The 21,614-nt window shown below is 63.8% G+C and carries 22 protein-coding genes; 11 read left to right on the forward strand and 11 right to left on the reverse strand.

What is annotated here, in order from left to right:
• The first annotated feature begins 270 nt into the window (after positions 1-270).
• From A4R29_RS19320 to A4R29_RS19340, 5 genes are all read left to right on the forward strand, one after another.
• A complete protein-coding gene (locus A4R29_RS19320; protein WP_063173737.1) occupies positions 271-1,806 on the forward strand; it encodes an FAD-dependent monooxygenase in 1,536 nt (511 codons plus the stop codon).
• 203 nt (positions 1,807-2,009) lie between these two features.
• On the forward strand, positions 2,010-2,870 hold the full coding sequence (locus A4R29_RS19325) for an FAD binding domain-containing protein (protein WP_063172630.1): 861 nt from the start codon (positions 2,010-2,012) through the stop codon (positions 2,868-2,870).
• Positions 2,870-3,346, forward strand: a complete 477-nt coding sequence (locus A4R29_RS19330) for a (2Fe-2S)-binding protein (RefSeq protein ID WP_013530647.1) — start codon at positions 2,870-2,872, stop codon at positions 3,344-3,346. The genes A4R29_RS19325 and A4R29_RS19330 overlap by 1 nt, the downstream gene beginning before the upstream one ends.
• A gap of 1 nt (position 3,347) precedes the next feature.
• Positions 3,348-5,618 carry a xanthine dehydrogenase family protein molybdopterin-binding subunit gene (locus tag A4R29_RS19335; protein WP_063172631.1) on the forward strand — a complete coding sequence of 757 codons (2,271 nt, stop codon included), beginning with the start codon at positions 3,348-3,350 and terminating at the stop codon, positions 5,616-5,618.
• Positions 5,606-5,851, forward strand: a complete 246-nt coding sequence (locus A4R29_RS19340; protein WP_024501711.1) for a MoaD/ThiS family protein — start codon at positions 5,606-5,608, stop codon at positions 5,849-5,851. The genes A4R29_RS19335 and A4R29_RS19340 overlap by 13 nt, the downstream gene beginning before the upstream one ends.
• A gap of 314 nt (positions 5,852-6,165) precedes the next feature.
• Here the strand turns inward: A4R29_RS19340 and A4R29_RS19345 are convergent, their stop codons facing one another.
• The 4 genes from A4R29_RS19345 to A4R29_RS19355 all read right to left on the reverse strand — a co-directional run bounded on the left by A4R29_RS19345 (position 6,166) and on the right by A4R29_RS19355 (position 10,108).
• Entirely contained in the window at positions 6,166-8,223 is a 2,058-nt protein-coding gene (locus tag A4R29_RS19345; protein WP_063172632.1) for a TRAP transporter permease, read from the reverse strand.
• An 86-nt stretch (positions 8,224-8,309) separates the two neighbouring features.
• A complete protein-coding gene (locus A4R29_RS19350) occupies positions 8,310-9,299 on the reverse strand; it encodes a TAXI family TRAP transporter solute-binding subunit (protein WP_024501713.1) in 990 nt (329 codons plus the stop codon).
• 274 nt (positions 9,300-9,573) lie between these two features.
• The gene (locus A4R29_RS34235) at positions 9,574-9,720 is read right to left on the reverse strand and encodes a hypothetical protein (RefSeq protein WP_263499075.1); all 147 of its coding nucleotides are present in this window, start codon (positions 9,718-9,720) and stop codon (positions 9,574-9,576) included.
• Positions 9,721-9,751: 31 nt separating this feature from the next.
• Positions 9,752-10,108 carry a hypothetical protein gene (locus A4R29_RS19355; RefSeq protein WP_063172633.1) on the reverse strand — a complete coding sequence of 119 codons (357 nt, stop codon included), beginning with the start codon at positions 10,106-10,108 and terminating at the stop codon, positions 9,752-9,754.
• Positions 10,109-10,354: 246 nt separating this feature from the next.
• Here A4R29_RS19355 and A4R29_RS19360 point away from each other — a divergent pair, with 246 nt between their 5' ends.
• Positions 10,355-10,795, forward strand: coding sequence for a lipid-binding SYLF domain-containing protein (locus A4R29_RS19360; RefSeq protein ID WP_024501715.1), 441 nt, complete (start codon positions 10,355-10,357; stop codon positions 10,793-10,795).
• A gap of 3 nt (positions 10,796-10,798) precedes the next feature.
• Here A4R29_RS19360 and A4R29_RS19365 read toward each other — a convergent pair whose 3' ends face one another.
• On the reverse strand, positions 10,799-12,421 hold the full coding sequence (locus tag A4R29_RS19365) for an ABC-F family ATP-binding cassette domain-containing protein (RefSeq protein WP_013530640.1): 1,623 nt from the start codon (positions 12,419-12,421) through the stop codon (positions 10,799-10,801).
• A gap of 282 nt (positions 12,422-12,703) precedes the next feature.
• Between A4R29_RS19365 and A4R29_RS19370 the strand changes: the two genes are divergently transcribed.
• Positions 12,704-12,985, forward strand: a complete 282-nt coding sequence (locus tag A4R29_RS19370) for a hypothetical protein (protein ID WP_013530639.1) — start codon at positions 12,704-12,706, stop codon at positions 12,983-12,985.
• A 91-nt stretch (positions 12,986-13,076) separates the two neighbouring features.
• Here A4R29_RS19370 and A4R29_RS19375 read toward each other — a convergent pair whose 3' ends face one another.
• Positions 13,077-14,210 (reverse strand): transporter substrate-binding domain-containing protein, encoded by a 1,134-nt coding sequence (locus tag A4R29_RS19375; protein ID WP_224621835.1) that lies wholly within the window; start codon positions 14,208-14,210, stop codon positions 13,077-13,079.
• A 241-nt stretch (positions 14,211-14,451) separates the two neighbouring features.
• The gene (locus tag A4R29_RS19380; protein WP_063172634.1) at positions 14,452-15,051 is read right to left on the reverse strand and encodes a YdeI/OmpD-associated family protein; all 600 of its coding nucleotides are present in this window, start codon (positions 15,049-15,051) and stop codon (positions 14,452-14,454) included.
• Positions 15,052-15,314: 263 nt separating this feature from the next.
• Here A4R29_RS19380 and A4R29_RS19385 point away from each other — a divergent pair, with 263 nt between their 5' ends.
• Positions 15,315-15,926 (forward strand): hypothetical protein, encoded by a 612-nt coding sequence (locus A4R29_RS19385; protein ID WP_063173738.1) that lies wholly within the window; start codon positions 15,315-15,317, stop codon positions 15,924-15,926.
• A gap of 21 nt (positions 15,927-15,947) precedes the next feature.
• On the opposite strand, the gene A4R29_RS19390 is transcribed toward A4R29_RS19385, so the two are convergent.
• Positions 15,948-16,421: a cupin domain-containing protein gene (locus tag A4R29_RS19390; RefSeq protein WP_027160820.1), complete on the reverse strand. Its 474-nt coding sequence runs from the start codon at positions 16,419-16,421 to the stop codon at positions 15,948-15,950.
• A 65-nt stretch (positions 16,422-16,486) separates the two neighbouring features.
• Between A4R29_RS19390 and A4R29_RS19395 the strand changes: the two genes are divergently transcribed.
• Together A4R29_RS19395 and A4R29_RS19400 are read left to right on the forward strand one after the other, a co-directional pair.
• The gene (locus A4R29_RS19395) at positions 16,487-16,948 is read left to right on the forward strand and encodes a MarR family winged helix-turn-helix transcriptional regulator (RefSeq protein WP_063172635.1); all 462 of its coding nucleotides are present in this window, start codon (positions 16,487-16,489) and stop codon (positions 16,946-16,948) included.
• Positions 16,949-17,077: 129 nt separating this feature from the next.
• A complete protein-coding gene (locus A4R29_RS19400) occupies positions 17,078-17,806 on the forward strand; it encodes an SDR family oxidoreductase (RefSeq protein WP_063172636.1) in 729 nt (242 codons plus the stop codon).
• Between the two features lie 16 nt (positions 17,807-17,822).
• On the opposite strand, the gene A4R29_RS19405 is transcribed toward A4R29_RS19400, so the two are convergent.
• Both A4R29_RS19405 and A4R29_RS19410 read right to left on the reverse strand, forming a co-directional pair.
• Complete coding sequence (locus A4R29_RS19405) at positions 17,823-18,797, reverse strand: LysR family transcriptional regulator (RefSeq protein ID WP_063172637.1); 975 nt, start codon at positions 18,795-18,797, stop codon at positions 17,823-17,825.
• Positions 18,798-18,812: 15 nt separating this feature from the next.
• A complete protein-coding gene (locus tag A4R29_RS19410) occupies positions 18,813-19,718 on the reverse strand; it encodes a S1C family serine protease (RefSeq protein WP_063173739.1) in 906 nt (301 codons plus the stop codon).
• Positions 19,719-19,913: 195 nt separating this feature from the next.
• Between A4R29_RS19410 and yghU the strand changes: the two genes are divergently transcribed.
• Positions 19,914-20,780, forward strand: a complete 867-nt coding sequence (gene yghU, locus A4R29_RS19415; protein ID WP_013530630.1) for a glutathione-dependent disulfide-bond oxidoreductase — start codon at positions 19,914-19,916, stop codon at positions 20,778-20,780.
• A gap of 84 nt (positions 20,781-20,864) precedes the next feature.
• Here the strand turns inward: yghU and A4R29_RS19420 are convergent, their stop codons facing one another.
• Complete coding sequence (locus tag A4R29_RS19420; protein ID WP_063173740.1) at positions 20,865-21,167, reverse strand: DUF1236 domain-containing protein; 303 nt, start codon at positions 21,165-21,167, stop codon at positions 20,865-20,867.
• Between the last annotated feature and the right edge of the window lie 447 nt (positions 21,168-21,614).

Genomic DNA, 21,614 nt, shown 5'->3' on the forward strand with positions numbered 1-21,614 from the left:
GTAGCGACCCCTGCCCCGGCCGCAGCCCCTGCCCGTTGCATAATCATTACCCCACCGATATATAACCCCTGTCGGAAAAGGCAGACTTGGTTTGGTAAGCCCAAGTCCTTTCGCAGGCGAAATCCTTCGCCAGGGAAAGCTCTGGTCTTTGGCTTCGCGCACGAGATCCCCACGACGAACATCGGACGCTTACCGGGCGTTCAATCGTTCGTCCGTGTGGTGCTCAAGCTTGAGGAACGCTCCGGTCGAACATCGACCAAGGAGTATTTCATGAACGTGCGACATTCCCCTTTCTATGACGTCATAATCGCCGGAGCCGGCCCCGTCGGCTTGTTTCTCGCCTGCGAGCTGCGCCTCGCGGACCTCCGGGTCCTGGTGCTGGAGCAGGCCGAGGATCCGCGCTCCCCGTTGAAGCGACTTCCCTTCGGCATGCGTGGCCTCTCGGCTCCCACTCTTGAAGCTTTCCACCGTCGCGGGCTGCTGAACGACATCGCGGCGCCGCCCGCGAACGACGGCTCCGGCAAATTGGCTGCCGCGCACTGGATGCGACAGCCCCGCCGCCCAGCCGGCCATTTCGCCGGTATCCAGTTCTACCACGACATCATCGACGCCTCGAAGTGGCCGTACCGCCTGCAAAGTCCGGCCGGCACCAGCATGGCGGTCGAGATGGAAATCCTCGAAACCGTACTGGCCGCCCGCGCAAGCGCGATGGGCGTCGAGATCAGGCGCGGCGTCGGCGTCAAAGATCTCGACCAGTCTGACGAGGACGTGACCACTCGCGCCGGCGGCGAGACTTTTTGCGGACGCTGGCTGGTCGGTTGCGATGGCGGCCGCAGCACGGTTCGCAAGGCTGGCGGCTTCGAATTCGTCGGCACCGATCCCGAATTCACCGGCTATTCCGTCGAAATCGAGATGGCCGATCCCGACAAGCTGGCTCCAGGCCGCCACTACACGCCGACCGGCATGTATACTTACGCACCGCCAGGCGTGATCGCGATGGTCGATTTCGATGGCGGCGCGTTCCACCGAACCCAGCCGGTCACGCCCGGGCAGATACAAGCGGTGTTGCGGCATGTTTCCGGCACCGGCGTCACGGTGACCGCGCTCCGGCTTGCCACCACCTGGACGGATCGCGCCTACCAGGCGACCGCTTACCGCAAAGGACGGGTGCTGCTCGCCGGCGACGCCGCGCACACCCATTCCCCCTTGGGCGGACAGGGGCTCAACCTCGGGCTTGGCGATGCCATGAACCTTGGCTGGAAGCTGGCGTCCACGATCCGCGGCGATGCGCCGGCCGGCCTGCTCGACACCTATTGGAGCGAACGGCATCCGGTGGGCGCGCAGGTCCTCGACTGGTCGCGCGCCCAGGTCGCCCTCATGCGGCCGAGCCGCAGTTCGCGCGCGCTCGAAGCCATCATCCGCGATCTCATCGACACGCGCGACGGCGCGACATACTTCGCCGAGCGCGTCTGGGGCGTCTCTCTCCGCTACGATCTCGGCGGCAGCCATCCACTGGTGGGCCGCAGCGCACCCGACTGCGAGCTGGTCGACGGGACGAGGCTCGGCGAACGCCTCAGGGATGGCCGAGGCCTGCTTCTGGACTTCGACGTCAGCCTTCCCCTTCAGGCGCTTGCAAGCCGCTGGATCGGGCGGGTCGCCTATGTCGCAGCCGACGCCAGGGAGCGGCTGGGCCTGAGTGCGGTGCTGGTGCGCCCCGATGGCGTCGTCGCTTGGGCCAGCGATGGCGCCCCTGACCGCGCTGAGGCGGCTCAGGCCGCGTCGCGATGGTTCGGCGAACCCGAATAGGTTCGGACCGCGAAATCCTCGGCGACACCGGCGCGATGGTGCATTCAGCGCCGGTGACCGGCTGATGATCCAAACCTCACTTTCGGCCTGTTGGACTGGATATTGCTGCGCCTGGCCCAATCGCCGCAGATGACGAACCGGATAGCCATTATGAGGAGACTGTTTATAACGGTCGCTGAAATCGCGATGACCAAGGGGAGACGATGCGCTACATACGTCCGCTTTCGATAGAAGATGCCGTTGGCCAGTTGGCCGGGTCGGCTGGTACGGCCGCCATCCTCGCCGGAGGCAGCGACCTCCTGGTCAGGATGAAGGGCGGCTTTGCCGAACCAGAGTTGATCGTCGACATCAAGGCGATCGATGGCTTGAGCGAGATCCGGGAAACGGCTGAAGGCTTCAGCATCGGCGCCGCGGTCCCTTGCGCCGTCCTGGGGGAGAACATCGCCCTCAAGAAGGCATGGCCTGGTATCGTCGAGGCGGCCAAGCTGATCGGCTCCAAGCAGGTGCAGGGCCGCTGCACCATCGTGGGCAATCTCTGCAACGCCTCGCCGGCTGCCGACAGCGTGCCGGCGCTGGTTGCCGCCGGCGCCAGGGCATCGGTCGTCGGGCCGGCGGGCCGGCGCACGATCCCCGTGCAGAGCGTGCCGACCGCGCCGGGCAAGACGTCGCTGGCCAAAGGCGAGATCATCGAGGCGATCCTGCTCGACAAGCGCGAGCCGCGGTCTGGCGATGCCTATCTGCGTTTCATTCCACGCACCGAGATGGACATCGCGGTGGTCAGCGCCGGGGTGAACCTGACGCTCGACGAGCACGGTGTCGTCAAATCAGCCCGCGTGGCGCTGGGCGCCGTGGCGGCGACGGTGCTTCTGGTCGAAGAGGCGGCGGAGGTGCTCATCGGCTCCAGGCTGGACGAGGCGACGCTGGAGCGGCTCGCCAAGGTCTGCGCGGGGGCCTGTCGTCCCATCGACGACAAGCGCGGCACTATCGAATTCAGACGAAAAGTTGCGGGTGTGCTGGCCCAGCGGGCCGCCACATCAGCCTATGCACGTGCAGGAGGCAAATGATGGCTGGAATTGCAGTTTCAACGACAATCAACGGCGACGCTGTCGAGTATCTTTGCCAGCCCGACGAGACACTGCTCGACGTCCTGCGCGATCGGCTGGGGCTGACGGGCGCCAAGGAAGGCTGCGGCACCGGCGACTGCGGCGCCTGCTCGATCATCCTCGACGACCGGTTGGTGTGCTCATGCCTGGTGCTCGGCGCCGAGGCTGAAGGCCGTCGCGTCGAGACCATCGAGGGCATGGCGCATGGCGATACGCTGCACCCGCTGCAGCAGAAATTCCTCGAGCACGCCGCATTGCAATGCGGCATCTGCACGCCGGGCTTCCTGATCGCGGCCAAGGACCTCCTGGCCAAGAACCCCGACCCGACCGAGGAGGAAATCCGCTTCGGCCTTGCCGGGAACCTCTGCCGCTGCACCGGTTACGACAAGATCGTGCGCGCCGTCCAGGATGCGGCCATCGTGATGAAGGGAGCCTGAGATGAATTTCGATCCACGTTTTTCCGGACGTAAATTCGCCTCCGTCGGCACGCGTCCGATCCGTCCCGACGGCATCGACAAGGTGACGGGCCGCGCGCGCTACGGCGCCGACTTCAACATGGCCGGCCAGCTGGTCGGGCGTGTTCTGAGAAGCCCGCACGCCCACGCCAGGATCGTCAAGATCGACATTTCGAAGGCGGAAAAGCTCGCCGGCGTCAAGGCGGTGATCACCGCGGCCGACCTGCCCGACCTCACCGATGGCGATGCCGCCATGTACGACGTCCTCGACAATTGCATGGCGCGCACGAAGGCGCTCTATGACGGCCACGCGGTGGCCGCGGTCGCGGCGATCGATGCCCGCACCGCCAGGCAGGCGCTGAAGCTCATCGAGATCGAGTACGAGCTTTTGCCGCACGTCACCGATGTCGACGAGGCGGCGAAGCACACGGCGCCCTTGATCAATGATGCCATCTTCACCGAGGGCCTTGAGGAAAAGCCGGTAAAACCCTCCAACGTCACCAAGCGCAGCCAGTTTGGCCATGGCGATGTCCATCAGGGTTTCGGGCAGGCCGACTTCATCGTCGAGCGCTCCTTCAAGACCGAGCAGACGCACCAGGGCTATATCGAGCCGCATGCCTGCGTGGCGAATTTCAGCTCCGACGGCACCGCCGACCTCTGGGTGTGCACGCAGGGCCATTTCGTCTACCGCCAGCACTGCGCCCAGTTGCTTGGCATGGAAGCCTCGAAACTGCGCGTCACCTCCTCGGAGATCGGCGGCGGTTTTGGCGGCAAGACCCATGTCTGGGCCGAGCCGGTGGCGCTGGCGCTGTCGCGCAAGGCAGGACGGCCGGTGAAGCTGGTGATGACCCGCGACGAGGTGTTCCGCGCCTCGGGCCCGACCAGCGCCACCTCGATCGACGTCAAGATCGGCGCCCGCAAGGACGGCACGATCACCGCCGCCGAAGCGACGCTGCGCTACAGCTGCGGCCCGTATGCCGGCTCCTGGGCCGAGATCGGCGCCATGACCGCGTTCGCCTGCTACAAGCTCGATAACGTCAAGACGGTCGGCTACGAAGTGCTGGTCAACCGGCCGAAGACCGCGGCCTATCGCGCGCCCTCGGCGCCGATGGCGGCGTTCGCGGTGGAAAGCGCTGTCGACGAGCTGGCCAAGAAGATCGGCATGGATCCGGTCGACTTCCGGATCAGGAACGCCGCGCAGGAAGGCACACGGTCCTCCTACGGTCCGGTCTACGGCCCGATCGGCATCGGCCCGACGCTCGAGGCGGTGAAGAGCCATCCGCACATGAAGGCGCCGCTGGGCAAGAACCAGGGCCGCGGCATGGCTTGCGGCTTCTGGTTCAACTTCGGCGGCCAGACCTGCACCGACCTCAACATCGGCATGGACGGCTCGGTCTCGCTTGCCGTCGGCACGGTCGACGTCGGTGGCTCCCGCGCGTCGCTGTCGCTGGTGGCGGCGGAGGAACTGGGCATCGACTATTCTCAGGTCAAGGCGATCGTCGCCGACACGTCCAGCCTCGGCTACAACGACATGACGGACGGCAGCCGCGGCACCTTCTCCTCTTCCATGGCAACGATCTCGGCCGCTCGCAACGCGATCAAGATCCTGCGCGAGCGCGCCGCGCAGATGTGGGACATTGCCGTCGACGACGTGGTCTGGGAAAAGGGCCACGCGATCGCCAAGGGCGAGAAGCACGGCAATCTCGGCAAGCTGTCGCTGAAGGAGATCGCGGTCGAGTCGGGCAAGACCGGCGGACCGATCGCCGGCCACAGCGAGCTCGTCGCCGATGGCGCCGGCGTCTCCTTCGCCACCCATATCTGCGATATCGAGGTCGATCCCGATACCGGCGCCGCCAGGGTCGTCCGCTACACGGTCGTGCAGGATGCCGGCAAGGCGGTGCACCCGACCTATGTCGAGGGACAGTACCAGGGCGGTGCCGCGCAAGGCATCGGCTGGGCGCTCAACGAGGAGTATATCTACGGCAAGGACGGGCGGCTGCAGAACGCCGGCTTCCTCGACTACCGCATCCCGGTCTGCTCGGACCTGCCGATGATCGACACCCAGATCCTCGAGATCCCCAATCCCAACCACCCTTACGGGGTGCGCGGCGTCGGCGAGACGTCGATCGTGCCGCCGCTGGCGGCGATCGCCAATGCGGTGTCGAACGCCGCGGGCGTGCGCATGACGCACATCCCGATGTCGCCGCCGCGCATCCTTGCCGCGATCGAGGCGGAACGGGAATGGTCGAAGTAACGCTCTGGGGCTCGCTCGCCGCGACCGCCGGAGGCAACAGCAAGGTCGAGATCGAGGCCAAGGACATAAGGGAGCTGTTCAGGAAGCTGGCTGAACAGTATCCCGGCCTCGAGCCCTTGATCGACAAGGGCATCGCCGTTGCGATCGACGGGACGATCTATCGCGATACGTGGTCGAAGAAGCTGCCGGAGGGGGCGGAGATTTTTCTGCTGCCGCGATTGGCGGGGGGATAGGCGGACACATGGCAGGGTAAAAGGTGCACTGTCACCGTAATTCCCGTAATTCTCGTAATTCTAAGAAGGCCAAAAACCGCTGTTGGATTCGACCGGGAGGAGGGTCTGATTTGCGCCCCATGCCGGTCATCGCCACGGCTCATCGCCTCTTCTCACGAGCGGACATCTTCGCGACTAGGCTGAAGCTCGCTCGGCGCCGAGAACCCGCAGCGGAATGTCACGGACTCGATGGTCCGCCCTCTCATCTTTCCGTCCGCCCACCGCATATGCGCGACGTCGAAACTCCGGGAAGGATTGCATTGGAGCGGCGCTGATCAGACTGGTTGCGCCTCTTCAGTGTGGCGTGCGTTCCATTGGCGCAGCAGGACCGGGACCAAAAGCGCCACGCCGAGTAGCGAGGAATAGAGTTCGGGTGCCACCAGAAGCAGGGCGGCGAACACGAGCAGCACGTTTTCCCATGGGCGTGTGCGCACCAGAAGATAGCGCGATAGCGCGGCGCCCAGGCAGGTGATGCCCAGCACGCAGCCGAAAAAGGCGAGGAAGAAGTTCGGCCAGGTGAAATCCTTCGTCACCAGCAGCAGGGACGGTGAGAAGACGAACACGAAAGGAACCAGTGCCTTACCCATCCCCAGCCGGAAGGCGGTGTTGCCGGTCTTGAACGGGTCCGCCCCCGCCATGCCAGCGGCGGCGTACGCCGCCAGCGCCACCGGTGGCGTGATGTCCGCCAGCAGTCCGTAATAGAACACGAAGAAGTGAGCGACGATCGGCTCGGTGCCGAGCATGACAAGCGCCGGCGCCGCGATCGTCACCATAATGATGTAGTTCGCGGTCGTCGGGATGCCGCAGCCCATCAGGATGCAGACGACGCCAGTCATGATCAAGGTGAACAATAGGGTCAGGCCCTGGGCCGAGAAGATCGCCTCGGGGATGAAGGTGCCGAAGAGAAGGGAAAGGTGTCCGGCCGTCGATGTGACGATGTAGGACAGCTTGAAGCCCACTCCGGTCAGGGTGACGACGCCCACGACGATGCCGACGGTTGCGGCAGCGGCTCCGACTGCGAGCGCATATTTGGCGCCGTCGCGCAGACACGTCACGATGTCGGCGACCGACATGCGCCGGCGCGGATTGAGCAAGCCGACGAGAATACACAAGGTGATGCCCCAGAAGGCGGCCATGTAGGGCGTGTAGCCCGAGAGCAGCACGCCGATGAGAACGACGAGCGGGATGATCGTCGGCCAGTCCCGCTTCAGCGCCTCGACGACATCGGGCATCTCGTCCGGCCTGAGCCCCCTGAGGCCGGTTCGCTTGGCCTCGAAATGCACCTGCATGAACACGCCAAAGAAGTGCATGAAGGCGGGCACGATGGCGGCAAGGATGATGGTCGTGTAGGGCAGTTCGAGAAATTCGATCATCAGGAAGGCCGCTGCGCCCATGATCGGCGGCGTCACCTGACCGCCGGTCGAGGACGCCGCTTCCACCGCTGCGGCGAAATGTTTCTTGTAGCCGAGCTTGATCATCGCCGGGATGGTCAGCGAGCCGACGGTAACGGTGTTGGCGACCGACGAGCCGGAAATCATGCCGAACAGCGCCGAGCCGAAGATCGACACCTTGGCGGGACCCCCGGCGTAGCGGCCGGCGACCCACGCCGCGCAGTCGAGGAAGAGCTGGCCGAGGCCAATGCGGGTGGCGAAGACGCCGAACAGCACGAAGTGGAAGACGTAGGTGGCGACGACGCCGAGCGCGATGCCGTAGATGCCCTGCGTCGTCAGATAAAGGTGATCGACAAGCTGGGAGACGGACGCCCCGGGGTGCACCAGAATGCTCGGCATGTACTGCCCCAACAGCGCGTAGGCCATGAAGACGACGGCGATGATGGGCAGCGGGATGCCGACGGAGCGGCGCGTCGCCTCCAGCAGAAGCAGGATGAGGATAAGGCCGAACACCACGTCGAGCGCCGTGGGATTGCCGACGCGGAAGGCAAGGTCGTCGAGCGGGATCATAGGCACGTGCATGACGACGACGACCGCAGCGATCGCCAGCAGCCAGTCGAAAAGGGGTATGCCGAGCGGCCGCAGGAGGCTGGACCGCGCGGGCTGGTCGTAGCTTTTCTTCACCAGCGGGAAGACGAGGAAGATCAGCGCCAGCACCATCGACAGGTGGATGCCCCGGTGCAGCATTTCCTGCAGCAGGCCGAAACCGGCGGTGTAGTAGTGAAACAGTGACAGCGCCACCAGGAGGAAGCCGACCAGCCAGCCCGCGACACGGGTCAGTGGCCGGAAGCGGATTTCGGAGTCGAATTTCTCCTCCAGTTCGCGAGCGCTCTCCTCATCGAACTCCATTGCGGAAAGCTTGATCTTGTCGTCATCGCTCATGGCCGGTTCCGTGTCCTGAATTTCCAGACAAAAGAGGCGGAAAGCATCCCTTCCGCCTCGTTGTTGTCAGCCGGTCCAAATGCCTCTTATTTCAGGGTGCCGACTTCCTTGTAGAATTTCTCTGCGCCGGGATGAAACGGAATGCCAGCGCTGGTAACCGCGTTCTGGAGCGTGATCAGCTTGCCCTTGGCGTGGCCTGCCTGCAGGGCCTTTTGGGTTTCGTCGCTGTAAAGCGACTTGACGATCTTGTAGACGAGGTCGTCGGTCTGCTTGGCGCTGGTCACCCATTGAGCGGCGACGGAAATGGTCTTGGTTTCGCCGACATTTTTGTAGGTGCCTTCCGGCACGGTATCGGTGGAGAAGAACTTCTGCTCGGACAGCAGCTTGTCGGCCTCGGGGCCGGTGATCGGCACCAGCGTGATGTTGTTGGTGGTGGCAAGCTCAACGATTGCGCCGGTCGGATAACCACCGACGAAGAAATAAGCGTCCATGGCGCCATCCTGCAGCCGCTCTCCGGCCGGGCCAGGCTTGAGATATTCGGGCTGCACGTCCTTTTCAGCCAGACCGTAAGCGCCAAGCACAAGTCGCGCATCGACGATGGTGCCGGAGCCCGGCTCGTCAAGAGAGACGCGTTTGCCCTTGAGATCCGCCACCGACTTAATGCCGGCGTCGGCACGCGCGACCAAATGGATCGTCTCGGGATAAAGCGTCGCGATGAGGCGCAGGTCGTCAACCTTGGGCTTGCCCTCATAGAGGCCGGTGCCCGAATGCGCCCAGTAGGCGACGTCGGATTGCGTGAAGCCCGATTCGGACGCGCCCGACTGGATGGCGCTGATGTTGGCCACCGAACCGTTGGAGGACGTGGCGGTGGCGACCAAGCCTTCGACGCCGGCCGCCCCGGTTGCCGAGATGGCGTTGGCGATCAGGCCGCCCACCGGATAGTAGGTGCCGGACGTTCCGCCCGTGCCGATGCGGAAAAACGCCTGCTGCGCGCGTGCCGGCGAAAATCCGGCCGCAGCCAAAGCCAGAGCGCCCGCGCCTATGGAAAAGGTGCGGCGGTTGATCGAAATAGTCATGCTACCTCCCAGTCTAAAAACCGGCAGGATGTTGCAGCGGCCAAGGTGTTGTCAACCTGTACACGCTTTTTGAGAGCGGATCGGTCCTCGCGGGCTGGCCGTGGCGCATCCTCAATAGGTGCAAATTTTGAAGAAGCACCAAAATTCGATCTGAGCCTTTATCATTGGTTGAACGGCAGTAGTTCGCATCCTTGCGCCAAAAAGCTGCCTGTCTGAATTCGGCCCAAACGCAGCCATTCACCTCAACCCGCCCCTATCTCTCCCTCCACAACCCTCAAATAAGCCGTCGCCTTGCCCCCTCCGGCATCTGCAGGATGGTCAAGAGCGTCGTCAGCACGGTCAGGATCAGGGCGCCGAGGATGGTGCCGGTGTAGACACCGCGGCCCCCGAAGATCGAGGTGCCGCCAATGACGGCGGCCACCCCGGCGCCTTCTGCCGGAAGGCGCGGCAGGCTATGGATACTTGGTCGGCGGTACGGCAGGGTTCAAATCGCCCTGCAGTTCCTTCGGCAGCGGCAGGCTTGAGCATTGCAGGTGCACTTCGCGGGCGAACAGCTTTCGTTGCTTCTGCTCATGCTCCTTGATGGCTGCGACGAGCCCCATCGAGTATGGACCAAGCAGGACGCCGAAACCCCATCCCGGATGCTCTTTCTCGCGAGCCTGGTAATCCGAAGCCGCCCTGCGGGCCTGCTGGCATGCCGGGGAGGCCCATTTCTGGTCCTGCTGCGAAAGCGACGCCTCATAGTCGACCGGGGAGGTCGCGCACCCAGCCACTGCCGCAGCCAATGCGAGGCAGATTGCGATTCTCATCCGAAGCCTCTCCTAAGCCTTGTGAAGGCCTGCATAGACCTGTTCATCCCACAAGGCGATAGCTGCGGTCAGGTGCCCTCCCCACCCTCCGCCTTCTCCCCGGCCTTCCCGCAGCCGGATTCGAACGATGCCTGGAACCAAATCACGGGGCCTGGAACCAAACCACGGGCGAGACTGTTCAGTTGTAACTTTGATCCCACGCTGACATCCCGGCCGGCAAAGCGGCGACATTGAGGAGTTCTCACCATGAAGATTTCATCCGGATTCCGTTCCATCGCGGTTGCCGCCATCGCCACCGCAAGCATCGGCTTTGCCAGCGCCGCGCATGCCGACAGCGGCACCATCCGCTTCGCCGTCTACAAGGCGGCCTTCTTCGTCGGTGGCTCCGGAGGCGAAGGAACGCTGACCTTCCATGGCCGCCGCTATCCCATCTCGGTCGGCGGCGTCTCGGGCGGTCTCGCCTTCGGCGTTTCCAAGACCTATTTCCGAGGTACCGTGCGCCACATCAAACGTGCGCGGGATGTGACCGGGGTCTATGGTGCGGCGGGCGGTGGCGGCGCGCTTGGCAAAGGGGCTCAGGTGATCGTCATGACCAATGACAAGGGCGCCCAGCTCGAATTGACGGGCAGGCAGGTCGGCCTGCAGGTCAACGCCGACCTCAGCGGCATGAGCATCTCGCTGAGGTAGCCGTTAGCTCCTCAGGCCCGGCGCTTCCTGCCCCGTCCGCTCGACATATTCCGTATAGCCGCCGCCATAGGTGTGGATGCCTTCGGGCGTCAGTTCCAGCACGCGGTTGGAAAGCGCCGCCAGAAAATGCCGGTCGTGCGAGACGAACAGCATGGTGCCCTCATACTGCGAAAGTGCCGTGATCAGCATCTCCTTGGTGGCGATGTCGAGATGGTTGGTCGGCTCGTCCAGCACCAAAAGGTTGGGCGGGTCGAACAGCATCAGCGCCATCACCAGCCGCGCCTTCTCGCCGCCTGACAGCACACGGCATTTCTTCTCGATCTCGTCGCCGGAAAAGCCGAAGCAGCCGGCGAGCGCCCGCAGCGGCGCCTGGCCGGCCTGGGGGAACGCGTCTTCCAGTGTCTGGAACACAGTGCGCTCGCCTTCCAGCACCTCCATGGCGTGCTGGGCGAAATATCCCATCTTGACACTTGGGCCCCGCGCGACCGTGCCGGTGTCGGGCTCGGAAGCGCCGGCGACCAGCTTCAGAAGCGTCGACTTGCCGGCGCCGTTGACGCCCATGATGCACCAGCGCTCGCGGCGGCGGACCTGGAAATCGAGCCCCTCATAGATGCTGCGGCTGCCATAGCCCTTGTGGACGTTCTTCAGCGTGACGACATCCTCACCGCAGCGCGGCGCCGGCAGGAAATCGAAGGACACGGTCTGGCGGCGCTTCGGCGGCTCGACGCGGTCGATCTTGTCCAGCTTCTTCACCCGGCTCTGCACCTGCGCGGCATGCGAGGCGCGCGCCTTGAAGCGCTCGATGAAGGCGATCTCCTTGGCCAGCATCGCCTGCTGGCGCTCGAACTGAGCCTGCTGCTGCTTATCGGCGATCGCCCGCTGCTGCTGGTAGAATTCGTAGTTTCCGGAATAGGCGGTCAGCGAACCGGCGTCGATCTCGACCACCTTGTTGACGATGCGATTCATGAACTCGCGGTCGTGCGAGGTCATCAACAGCGCGCCGTCATAGTTCTTCAGGAAGGATTCCAGCCAGATCAGGCTCTCCAGGTCGAGATGGTTCGACGGCTCGTCGAGCAGCATGGCGTCGGGCCGCATCAACAGGATGCGGGCCAGCGCCACGCGCATCTTCCAGCCGCCGGACAGCTTTCCGACATCGCCGTCCATCATCTCCTGCGAAAAGCCGAGACCGTCCAGCACTTCGCGGGCGCGGCCATCCAGCGCATAACCGTCGAGTTCCTCGAAGCGGTGCTGCGCCTCGCCGTATTTTTCGATGATCTCGTCCATCTGGTCGGCCTGCTCGGGATCGGCCATCGCCGCCTCGAGCGCTGCCATCTCGGCCGCGACTTCGCTGACCGGCCCGGCGCCGTTCATCACTTCGGCGACAGCGCTGTGGCCTTCCATGTCGCCGACATCCTGGCTGAAATAGCCAATGGTGACGCCGCGATCGACCTGCACCTGGCCTTCGTCTGGCTGCTCCTGGCCGGTGATCATGCGAAACAGCGTCGTCTTGCCGGCGCCGTTCGGCCCGACGAGGCCGACCTTCTCGCCCTTCTGCAGGGACGCCGACGCTTCGATGAAGACAAGCTGACGGCCGTTCTGCTTGCTGATGCTTTCAAGTCTGATCATGCGGTGTCCGGGGAATTTTGCTTGCGTGAAACGATTTGCCCGGCGCCTTACGCGAAGGATAGCCGCAAAGGAAGAGGCGCAAGCGCCGCACACCGCCGATCTCCCCCCTCGTGGGGGAGATTGGCAGCTTCACCGCCAGACACACTCCAGAAACAAGATTCAACATCCGGGAAAAACTCGCGAAAACATCGCCTGTCATAACCACCCTCGCGGCGGTCACGCGGCCTGCGGCACAACGCGAAGAAATGGTCCCGAAACATGCAACGACGTTCGACCGGATGGATGGGTGCCCTGACAGGCATTTCGCTCGCCGTGCTTGCGGTCGCACAGTCGGATGCGGCGGTCACCCGGAGCGAATATTGCAGCCGGCTCGGTCTTCAACTCGACGGAGCCATCCAGACCAAAGCCAAACCCGGTGCCAGCGCGAGCCAGATCGCCGAGGCAACGGCACTCCAGGACAAGGCGAACCGGTTCTGTGCCGAGCGCAAGCAGGCGCAAGGCATCCGGACCTATGCCAATGCCCTGAAACTTCTTGGCGTGACACCGGTCGACCTGGACCAGTGACAGCAACCATCCATCCCTGAAAGACAGGCCGCCACTCTCGGATAGCGACGGCGGTTCTTCCAGCGCATAGCACCGCTGAAATTGCTGCCGGCTACTTCTCGCCCAGATACTGGAAGACGGCCTGCTTCCACCAATCGCTTTCGATGGTCTGCAGGAGGGCGACATCGAGAGACTTGCGCAACGGGCTGCCGAGCGGCAGCGCAATGGCATATTGCTGCTGGTCGAACGTCGCATCGAGAACCTGCAGGCTTGTCGCGTAATTCTGCCCGACCAGCCAGCCAAGCAGCGGCTTGTCGTGCACCAGCGCGTCGATCTTGCCGGCGCGAAGCGCGTTGAGGCCTTGCTGGATCGAGGCAAAGTCCTGATGACGGATCTGGGTCGAATCCAGATAGGACGCCGTCGACGAGCTCTGCACCGCGCCGACCCTGACCGCGGCGAGATCGCTTTCGCCCTGCACCATGCCTTCCATCTGCGTCACCGTCAGCACCGATGTGACACCCGCAGTGAACACCGCGATCGCGATGATCGATCCCATCATCCAGAGCGCGGCCAGCACGCGCCCCGGCACGGTTCGCGGGCCGAAATCACCGGTGCTGGCCTGCGTCGCGGCGATGGTCGACCACCACATGCTGGAAAACAGTCCCTTGGCGACGCCGCCGCCGAAATCGTCATTGTGCCGGCGTTCGAACATCCAGATGAGGACGCCGACCACCACCGATATGATGACCAGCGCCAGAACCGCCTGCAGGAAGCCGAACGACGTCAGGGCATGCAGCACCGGCCGCCATGATGGCTGGTTGTTGAGCGGCGTCGCGATGCCGAGCCCGGTCGTAAAGAAGGGCTGCGTGAAGTCGACGGCCTTTTCGCGGTCCGCCGTGACCGTGATCGCGGCCATCGCCGCATCGAACCTGCCGCTGACGACACCATCGATCTGGTCCTGCACGGCAGGCACTTCGACATAGTGGAAGCGCAGGTTGAGCCGCCCGGCCATTTTCTGCCAGAGGTCGATGCTCAATCCCGACCAGCTGCCGTCCTGCAGCTTGAACGCAAAAGGCGGCGCCTGTTTTATCCCGACCGAGATCTCTTTTGCCGGCGAGGCCGAGGGGGAAGCCAGGTCGGGAGAAGTCTGATCGGGCGAAGTCTGGGCAAGCGTGACCCCGGCTCCCACACACGCGACGATGACAATGAGACCCAGCGCCATCGTCCACGAAGCAACTCTTCTCAACGGCAACGACTCCCAGCGACCGGTCCGCCGCTCGATCGTCGCGGCTTTCGAAGGGTAGCCGCCGTGCCCTCCTCCGTCCACCAGCGATGTCGTTGCTGAAGCGGCCGCGCCACGCCGACCCCGAATTGCGCGAAAACAAGCAGTTGGAACAATTTCGCGATTCAAATCCTGAAGCGCTTCGCGCAACGAGGGATCCCGTGAGGACAGGCTTGTGGCGCCGAAGACGAACTCGCGCCAAACCTCACTTCCTGCCTTGCGGATGGATCGTCTCACCGCGCTTCAGCATTGCCACAAACGCTTCGATCTTCCTCTTGCGCCCGGCCTCCGTCTTCATGTTGTGAATGCGGAAGGCGAGCGCGAAGCGGTTTTGCGCGCTGAGCTTTGCCAACATCGCCTTCGCAGCGGGTTCGGCGTCTATGGCCGCTTGCAAATCATCGGGAATTTTCATCTCCTTGCCGCTGCCATAGGCGCGCGCCCAGCGCCCGTCGGCCTTGGCCGTCTCGACCTGCTTGAGCCCATGCTCGGTCATGCGGCCCTCCTCGACCAGCCGCGCCACATTGTCGATGTTGATCAGGCTCCAGATGCTCTTCCTGCCGCGCGGCGTGTAGCGCTGCAGGAAGCTCTTGTCGTCCAACCCTTTGCGCACCGCATCGATCCAGCCGAAGCACAGCACCACGTCGATGGCTTGCTTGGGGGTGATCGATTTCAATCCCGACCCCACCTTGTGCACCTTGATCCAGACTTCGGTTTCCGTGGCGTGGTGCTTGCTCAGCCAGGCGTAGAAGCCGGCAGGATCCGCGAATTCATGAACCTTGTCGGGATCGACCTTGATCGGCGCCATCAGTCGGCCTGTCCGTTCGATGCTGTTGCCGCTCGCGTCATCGCTCTCACTGTCGTCCTGCCTCCGGCATCATGCCCATCGTCATTGGCCAGCATCGTGGCATGAATTGCTGTCAGTTTCCGGCAGCAGACTTGGCAGGCGCGGACGGCGTTCCTTCGCGCCCCTCGGCCCGAACATTTTTCTTCCCGCCCCCTGTAGAAAGTCCCGGAATACCTGCCATGCTCGTGCTCGGGCACGCCGTCTCGCTCCCGGGGGAATACGCCATGAAATCTCTGTTGCTCGCCTTTGTGTTGTTTCTCCCCACGGCCACCCTCGCCGAGCCGATCGAAACCCGGAAGATCATCACGGCTGTGACTGGCGATTTCAATGGCGACGGCGCCGTCGATCTTGCCATGGTGGTGGAGACCGAACCCGGCCATCCGATGGACGTCCACTTCTTCCTCAGGGACAAGGAGCACAATTACCTCAAACCCGTCGAGATCGTGCACGAGCAGATCCAAGGGGAATGGAACGGCTACGAGCGGGCGGGCTACGAGAACTCCGACACCGAGCCGGAACTGACGATGCTGCCCAACGGCTCGATCAAATTCTACCTGCCAGCGATGGAGATCGGCAGCGAACGGACCGACATGACGCTGACCATCGCCTGGCGCAATGATGCCTTCATCGTCGCCGGCTTCGCCTATGACCACTATGACTATTTGAAGGAGAATGCCGAAAGCGCCTGCGAGTACAATGTGCTGACCGGCAAAGGCACCAGCAGCGAAAAGCAGCCGGACGGCAGCACCAAGCACAGGACCGTCTCGGTCGAAGGCCAGAGCATCGCCTTCAAGGACTGGAACCCCGGCACCACCTTCAGCGCTTGCGGCGCGTGATCGACGCCTCTTCGACCGACTTCAGCTTGGCGGCGGCGCTGCCGGCGTCAGCCCGTGGCGGCGCATGATATCCATCATCCCAGCCTTGTCCGGCGGACCGCCGGCGGCGGCGTGGAACATGGCGAATATCTCGCGGAAATAGTCCGGACCGATCGCCGCCGGTGTGACGACGCACAGCGCTTTCGCATCCGCGCTGCCATTGTTGTCGAAGCGATGGACCGCGCCACGCGGGATGCACAGCGCTTCTCCCGGTCCGACCTCGATCGGCTTGCCGTCGACGGTCCAGGTCAGCACCCCTTCAATGCCGTAGATCGTCTCTTCGTAGTGATCATGGCTGTGCGCCGGCGCCAGCAGGCGCAGTCCGCTGGCAACCCTCAACTCAAAGGCGGCGATGCTGCCGTTCGAACTGTCGCCCGTCACCAGGAAGCGAATCGACAGCCCCTTGTCGCCGATGGTCTCATTGGCTGGATTGACCTGAAGATTCATGACCGACATTGCGCAAACCCCTCCGGTAAATTACATTTACTCGCTATCAGTAAACTCAATTTACCGGATCGTCAATGCCCACCTCAACGGAAGTTCTACAGACCAAGACCGAGAACCTGCTGATCGGCGCCCTGCTGCGCGTGCCGGCACAAGCGATCCAGCGGCGGCTGATCAAGGAGCTCAACGCCGCCGGTTTCGACGAATTGCGCCTGCCGCACATGGCGGTGTTGCAGTTTCCCGGACCGGACGGCGCGCGGCCCGGCACCATCGCCGAGCGTGCCGGCATGAGCAAACAGGCCATCAACCAGCTGCTCAGCAGTCTCGAAGGGTACGGCTACCTCGTCCGCTCCGACATTCCCGGCGATGGCGGTGCGCGCGTCGTACGGTCCACGGAACGCGGTCATGCCGCGTTCTGGAAAATGGTCGATATCCTGCACGACATCGAGGAGGAATGGCGCACCGAACTTGGGCAGGAGCGCTTTGCCCAGCTGAAAGCTCTGCTGTTTGTCGTCTGGGAAAGTCCGCTGGTGCGCTGAGCCAGAGACGGCGCTCGTCCGCCCTGCTCCATCGGCCTTTCCGATGGCACTATCGGTTTCTTCCGTTTCCTTCTGTCGCGCCGAACTGCCAATTCCTGCCCTTGTCCATCCAAGCAAAGGCAGAGCGAAATGAGCATTTCGAAACAGAAAATCCTGATCGTCGGCGGCGGCTCCGGCATGGGTCTGGCGCTGGCCCGGCACTGCGTGGAGGCCGGTGCGGCGGTTGTCATCGCCGGGCGCGGCCAAGACCGGCTGCGGCAGGCGCGCGAGGCGCTCGGCAATCCCGCCGGGCTGGAGACGGCCGTCGTCGACATCGCGCGCGAAGACCAGGTCTCGGCGCTGTTCGCAGCGATTGGCGGACTCGACCACATCGTCTGCACCGCAGCCGACATCGAAGGCGCCTACCGGCTGCTGCCGGAGCTTGACCTGATGGCGGCGCAAAAGGTGGTGGAGAGCAAGCTGTATGGCCCGCTGCTGCTCGCCAAGCACGGTGCGCCGCAGCTGGCAGTATCCGGCTCCATGACCTTCGTCTCCGGTATCGCCGCCTATCGCCCAGCCGCGCGCGGCTCCGTCGTTGCTGCTGTCAACGCAGCGCTCGAAGGCCTCGTGCGGGCGCTGGCGGTCGAGTTGGCGCCGATCCGCGTCAATGCCGTGTCACCCGGCTGGGTCGACACCTCGATCTGGGCGCAAGTGGCCGGCGACAGGAAGGACGAGACGTTGGCCGCGATGGCCAAGCAGCTGCCGGTCGGGCGGATTGGCCAACCTGATGATATCGCCGACGCCATTGCCTTCCTGATCGGCAATGGCTTTACCACGGGAACGACGCTACATGTCGAGGGCGGCCACCGCCTGATCTGAACCGCCGCTGCTTCCGTCAGGAGTTGTTTGCAAACAAGGCCTTGGAGCGGTTCGACGATTCAAGTCCTGAACCAGCCTTGGCGGGCTGCAGGGCCGGCACCAGCGTGTCGCGCGCGGCAGTGAGCAATTGCTTAAGCGCCGGCAGCTGGACGCGCCGGCGGCGCCAGATCATCACCAGCGGCGCCGTCCGCATCTGGCCGGGCCATCGCATTTCGACGATGTCGCCGCGTGCGAGCGCATCCGTGACGGCCAGGCGTGGAACGAGGGCGAGCCCCGCGCCGGCCGCCACCAGCCGCGCAATGGCGCCGATGCTGCCGACCTCGTTGGCAAGTCTGGGTGCGGCAGCGCCCGCCTCGGCAAAGGCCGTGTCGAACATGTGTCGGTAGATACATCCGGGCTCCGTTGCCACGAACTGCAGTTCGCCAAGCGCGGCAAGGTCGCCTGGCACGCTGCCCTGCCCCGGAGCCGCGACCAGCACCAGCGGTTCGGCTGCTATCGTGCGCCTGGCGAAGTGTTTATCCGACGCGCCCTTCGCGAAATCACGGCGGTCGAAGCAGAACGCGACATCGATGTCGCCATCCTCCAATTGGCGCAGCAGCGCGCCGCTGCCCGCCACCTTCATCCGCACGGTGATGTCGGGATGGCCGGCCTGGAACCCGGGCAGCCAAGGCGCCAGCCTGGCCGACGCGATCGTCTCCAGCGCGCCGATGGTCAGGTGCCCGCTTGTCGAACCTGCCGCTGCCTGCACGGCCGCGCGCGCCTCGCCGTCGAGCCGCAACAAATCCTCGGCGATCGGCTGCAGCGCTAGGCCTGCCGGCGTCAGCTCGAGACCGGACTTCGCGCGCGTGAACAGGGCAGCGCCAAGCTCGGCCTCGAGCGCCAGGATCTGGTCGCTGACGCTCGATTGCGCGAGGTGGACCACTTCTGCGGCGCGTGTGATGTTGCGGCTCCGCGCCACCGCAAGGAAGATTTTGAGCAGTCTTGGATGCATCGTGTGGCTGACGCGCTATTGCAGCTGCGGCTTCTTCAGAAAACTGCCGCGGTCGGCGGACTTGACGCGCAGCCAGGTTTCGCGGCCGTCGCGCAGCACCCGCATCGGAATCTCGGCACCGGCCGAGCCGCTCTCCCACAGCTTGCGATAGAAATCGGCGAGTCCATCGACCGCGCCGTCGCGGATGTCCGAGATGATGTCGCCCTGGCGCAGGCCAGCCTTGGCCGCCGGACCGCCTTCGGTCACGCTCATCACCACCACTCTGCCATCGCTTTCGGCCGACAGGGCGCCGAGCCATGGCCGCGGGGGCTTGGCCACCTGGCCGCGCGTCAGGAGATCGTCGAGTATGGGCGGCAACAGATCGATCGGCACCACCATGTTGATATCGGCGACCTCGCCATTGCGGCTCATCTGCAGGCGCAGCGAACCGATGCCGAGCAGCGAGCCATCGGCGCCGAACAGCCCGGCACCGCCCCAGGACGGGTGCGCCGGCGCAATGAAGATCGCCTCGTCGAGCAGATACTCCCAATAGCCGGCGAATTCCTGCTTGGTGACGATCCTGGCCTGCACCGACTGGCCGATGCCGTCGGCCAGCACCACGGCGTCGCCGATCCTGGCCTTGCCGGCATCGCCCAGCGCCACCGCCGGCAGGCCGAGCGGCGCCAGCGCCTGCACCAGGCCGAAGCCCGATTCCTGGTCATAGGCCAGCGCGTGCGCGGGGATGACGCGGCCGTCATGGCTGGTCAGCCAGACTTCATCCGCTTCGGTGATGAGATAGCCGATGGTCAGCACCAGCCCGTCATTGCGAATGACGACGCCGCTGCCTTCCCTGAGCGTGCCGAGCGCCCCGGCCGTAAAGGCATCTTCGGGAACAGTGGCCCGCACGGCAACGACCGAGCGCGGATTAGGATTGATGGTCATGCTTTTGTCCTGGGTGGGCTTTGGCGACATCTTCTATAGGTATGCCACGCAGGAGAAGGCGCAAGGGTAAGAGAAGAGCCAATTGCCGATGTTGGCACTGCGGGCATCGATAATAGTTCAACGCAAGTTGAACTTACACATCCGCAGCCCTAGTTTATGGCGACCTGCCATCCTTCCCCGACACGAGGCCACGAAATGACCGACTACACACCGCCGAAAGTATGGACCTGGAACAAGCCGAGCGGCGGAGCCTTTGCCAGCATCAACCGGCCGATCGCCGGGCCGACGCATGACAAGGAACTGCCTGTCGGCAAGCATCCGTTGCAGCTCTATTCGCTGGCGACGCCGAACGGCGTCAAGGTCACCGTCATGCTGGAAGAGCTTCTGGCGCGCGGCCACAAGGGTGCCGAATACGATGCCTGGCTGATCCGGATCAACGATGGCGACCAGTTCGGCAGCGGCTTCGTCGAGGTCAATCCAAACTCCAAGATTCCGGCCCTGATGGACCACAGTGGCACCACACCGGTGCGCATCTTCGAATCCGGCTCGATCCTGGTCTATCTCGCCGAAAAGTTCGGCGAATTCCTTCCGACCGAACAGCCGGCCCGCGCCGAGGTGCTGTCCTGGCTGTTCTGGCAGATGGGCTCGGCGCCGTATCTGGGCGGCGGCTTCGGCCACTTTTATGCATATGCGCCGGAAAAGTTCGAATATGCCATCGATCGCTTCTCGATGGAGGTGAAGCGTCAGATGGACGTGCTCGACCGCCGGTTGGCCGAGACTGAATATCTCGGCGGCAAGGACTATTCCATCGCCGACATGGCGGTGTGGCCCTGGTATGGCGGGCTGGCACTCGGCCGCATGTACAATGATTCCGGCGAGTTCCTGTCGGTGCACGAGTACAAGCATGTGCAGCGTTGGGCGAAGGCCATCGACGCCCGCCCGGCGGTCAAGCGCGGCCGCATGGTCAACCGCGCCTTCGGTGAGCCTGCCATGCAACTGCATGAACGCCACGACGCCAGCGATTTCGAAACCAAGACGCAGGATAGACTGGCCGCCGAATAGGCCATCGCGGGTCGCGGCAAAGGAAACCCGCCCCGACGCGACGTCGGGGCGGGTTTTTCCCAAGGTCCAGTACTGCGGGAATCCCTAGTGCAGCACTTCAACAATCTGGCGGGTCTCCGGATCGACGAGGACCGTCTGGTCGTTGATCACCGCGACGCGGTATTTGACGTCGGGCACCTCACGCAGTTTGACCGTATCCGGCACCGACGAGCCGAGCTTGAGCTCGACGCCCAGAAGGTTCACCGAGGCAAGCGGTTCTCTCTTGATGTATTCGCGAACGACCGTCTCCTGCTCCGGCTGGACGACGACGACGTTTTCCGCCAGCGCCGCACCAATCCCGCCCATCAGGACGACGGCGGTCGCCGCGCTCGTAAGATAAAGTCTCATGGCCATCTCCTAGTGATAACTGAATTCCGCCCTCCATAAAAACTCCACCGCTGCCATGCGGTTCCATCGTAACTTCAGAATTGGAGATATTACGATTGCAGACTGGATATTGATTGGTTGCTGATCAAACATTCGGCAGACAGCGTTCAAGAGTTTGAAAACTTGCACAGATAGGTACGGATATTTAGAGGAAGAAAATTCAATCTGAGCACCAGTGCGCCAAATCGGCCGCGCATCCGCCTCTTCATCTGGACGATTTGAAAGGCTCCGGCACGAAAAGGGCTCGCCCCGCCGGGAGCAGAGCGAGCCATAACGGCACCGATGGAGGCGGCAACCTCATCGGCACTGCCAGAGAACGCGAAGCATCAGCACTTGTTCCCAACCTGTCGGCCTGAGCACAAGGCGGAGCGGTCGCGCATGCATCCTGTTCCCATGATAACGCTGGGC

It is taken from the genome of Mesorhizobium ciceri biovar biserrulae (genome assembly GCF_001618845.1).
GTDB lineage: Bacteria > Pseudomonadota > Alphaproteobacteria > Rhizobiales > Rhizobiaceae > Mesorhizobium > Mesorhizobium ciceri.

Coding starts and splice junctions, on each gene's coding strand:
- A4R29_RS19320 (WP_063173737.1), top strand. CDS start 271: ATGAACGTGCGACATTCCCCTTTCTATGACGTCATAATCGCCGGAGCC.
- A4R29_RS19325 (WP_063172630.1), top strand. CDS start 2,010: ATGCGCTACATACGTCCGCTTTCGATAGAAGATGCCGTTGGCCAGTTG.
- A4R29_RS19330 (WP_013530647.1), top strand. CDS start 2,870: ATGGCTGGAATTGCAGTTTCAACGACAATCAACGGCGACGCTGTCGAG.
- A4R29_RS19335 (WP_063172631.1), top strand. CDS start 3,348: ATGAATTTCGATCCACGTTTTTCCGGACGTAAATTCGCCTCCGTCGGC.
- A4R29_RS19340 (WP_024501711.1), top strand. CDS start 5,606: ATGGTCGAAGTAACGCTCTGGGGCTCGCTCGCCGCGACCGCCGGAGGC.
- A4R29_RS19345 (WP_063172632.1), bottom strand. CDS start 8,223: ATGAGCGATGACGACAAGATCAAGCTTTCCGCAATGGAGTTCGATGAG.
- A4R29_RS19350 (WP_024501713.1), bottom strand. CDS start 9,299: ATGACTATTTCGATCAACCGCCGCACCTTTTCCATAGGCGCGGGCGCT.
- A4R29_RS19355 (WP_063172633.1), bottom strand. CDS start 10,108: ATGAGAATCGCAATCTGCCTCGCATTGGCTGCGGCAGTGGCTGGGTGC.
- A4R29_RS19360 (WP_024501715.1), top strand. CDS start 10,355: ATGAAGATTTCATCCGGATTCCGTTCCATCGCGGTTGCCGCCATCGCC.
- A4R29_RS19365 (WP_013530640.1), bottom strand. CDS start 12,421: ATGATCAGACTTGAAAGCATCAGCAAGCAGAACGGCCGTCAGCTTGTC.
- A4R29_RS19370 (WP_013530639.1), top strand. CDS start 12,704: ATGGGTGCCCTGACAGGCATTTCGCTCGCCGTGCTTGCGGTCGCACAG.
- A4R29_RS19380 (WP_063172634.1), bottom strand. CDS start 15,051: ATGGCGCCGATCAAGGTCGATCCCGACAAGGTTCATGAATTCGCGGAT.
- A4R29_RS19385 (WP_063173738.1), top strand. CDS start 15,315: ATGAAATCTCTGTTGCTCGCCTTTGTGTTGTTTCTCCCCACGGCCACC.
- A4R29_RS19390 (WP_027160820.1), bottom strand. CDS start 16,421: ATGTCGGTCATGAATCTTCAGGTCAATCCAGCCAATGAGACCATCGGC.
- A4R29_RS19395 (WP_063172635.1), top strand. CDS start 16,487: ATGCCCACCTCAACGGAAGTTCTACAGACCAAGACCGAGAACCTGCTG.
- A4R29_RS19400 (WP_063172636.1), top strand. CDS start 17,078: ATGAGCATTTCGAAACAGAAAATCCTGATCGTCGGCGGCGGCTCCGGC.
- A4R29_RS19405 (WP_063172637.1), bottom strand. CDS start 18,797: ATGCATCCAAGACTGCTCAAAATCTTCCTTGCGGTGGCGCGGAGCCGC.
- A4R29_RS19410 (WP_063173739.1), bottom strand. CDS start 19,718: ATGACCATCAATCCTAATCCGCGCTCGGTCGTTGCCGTGCGGGCCACT.
- yghU (WP_013530630.1), top strand. CDS start 19,914: ATGACCGACTACACACCGCCGAAAGTATGGACCTGGAACAAGCCGAGC.
- A4R29_RS19420 (WP_063173740.1), bottom strand. CDS start 21,167: ATGAGACTTTATCTTACGAGCGCGGCGACCGCCGTCGTCCTGATGGGC.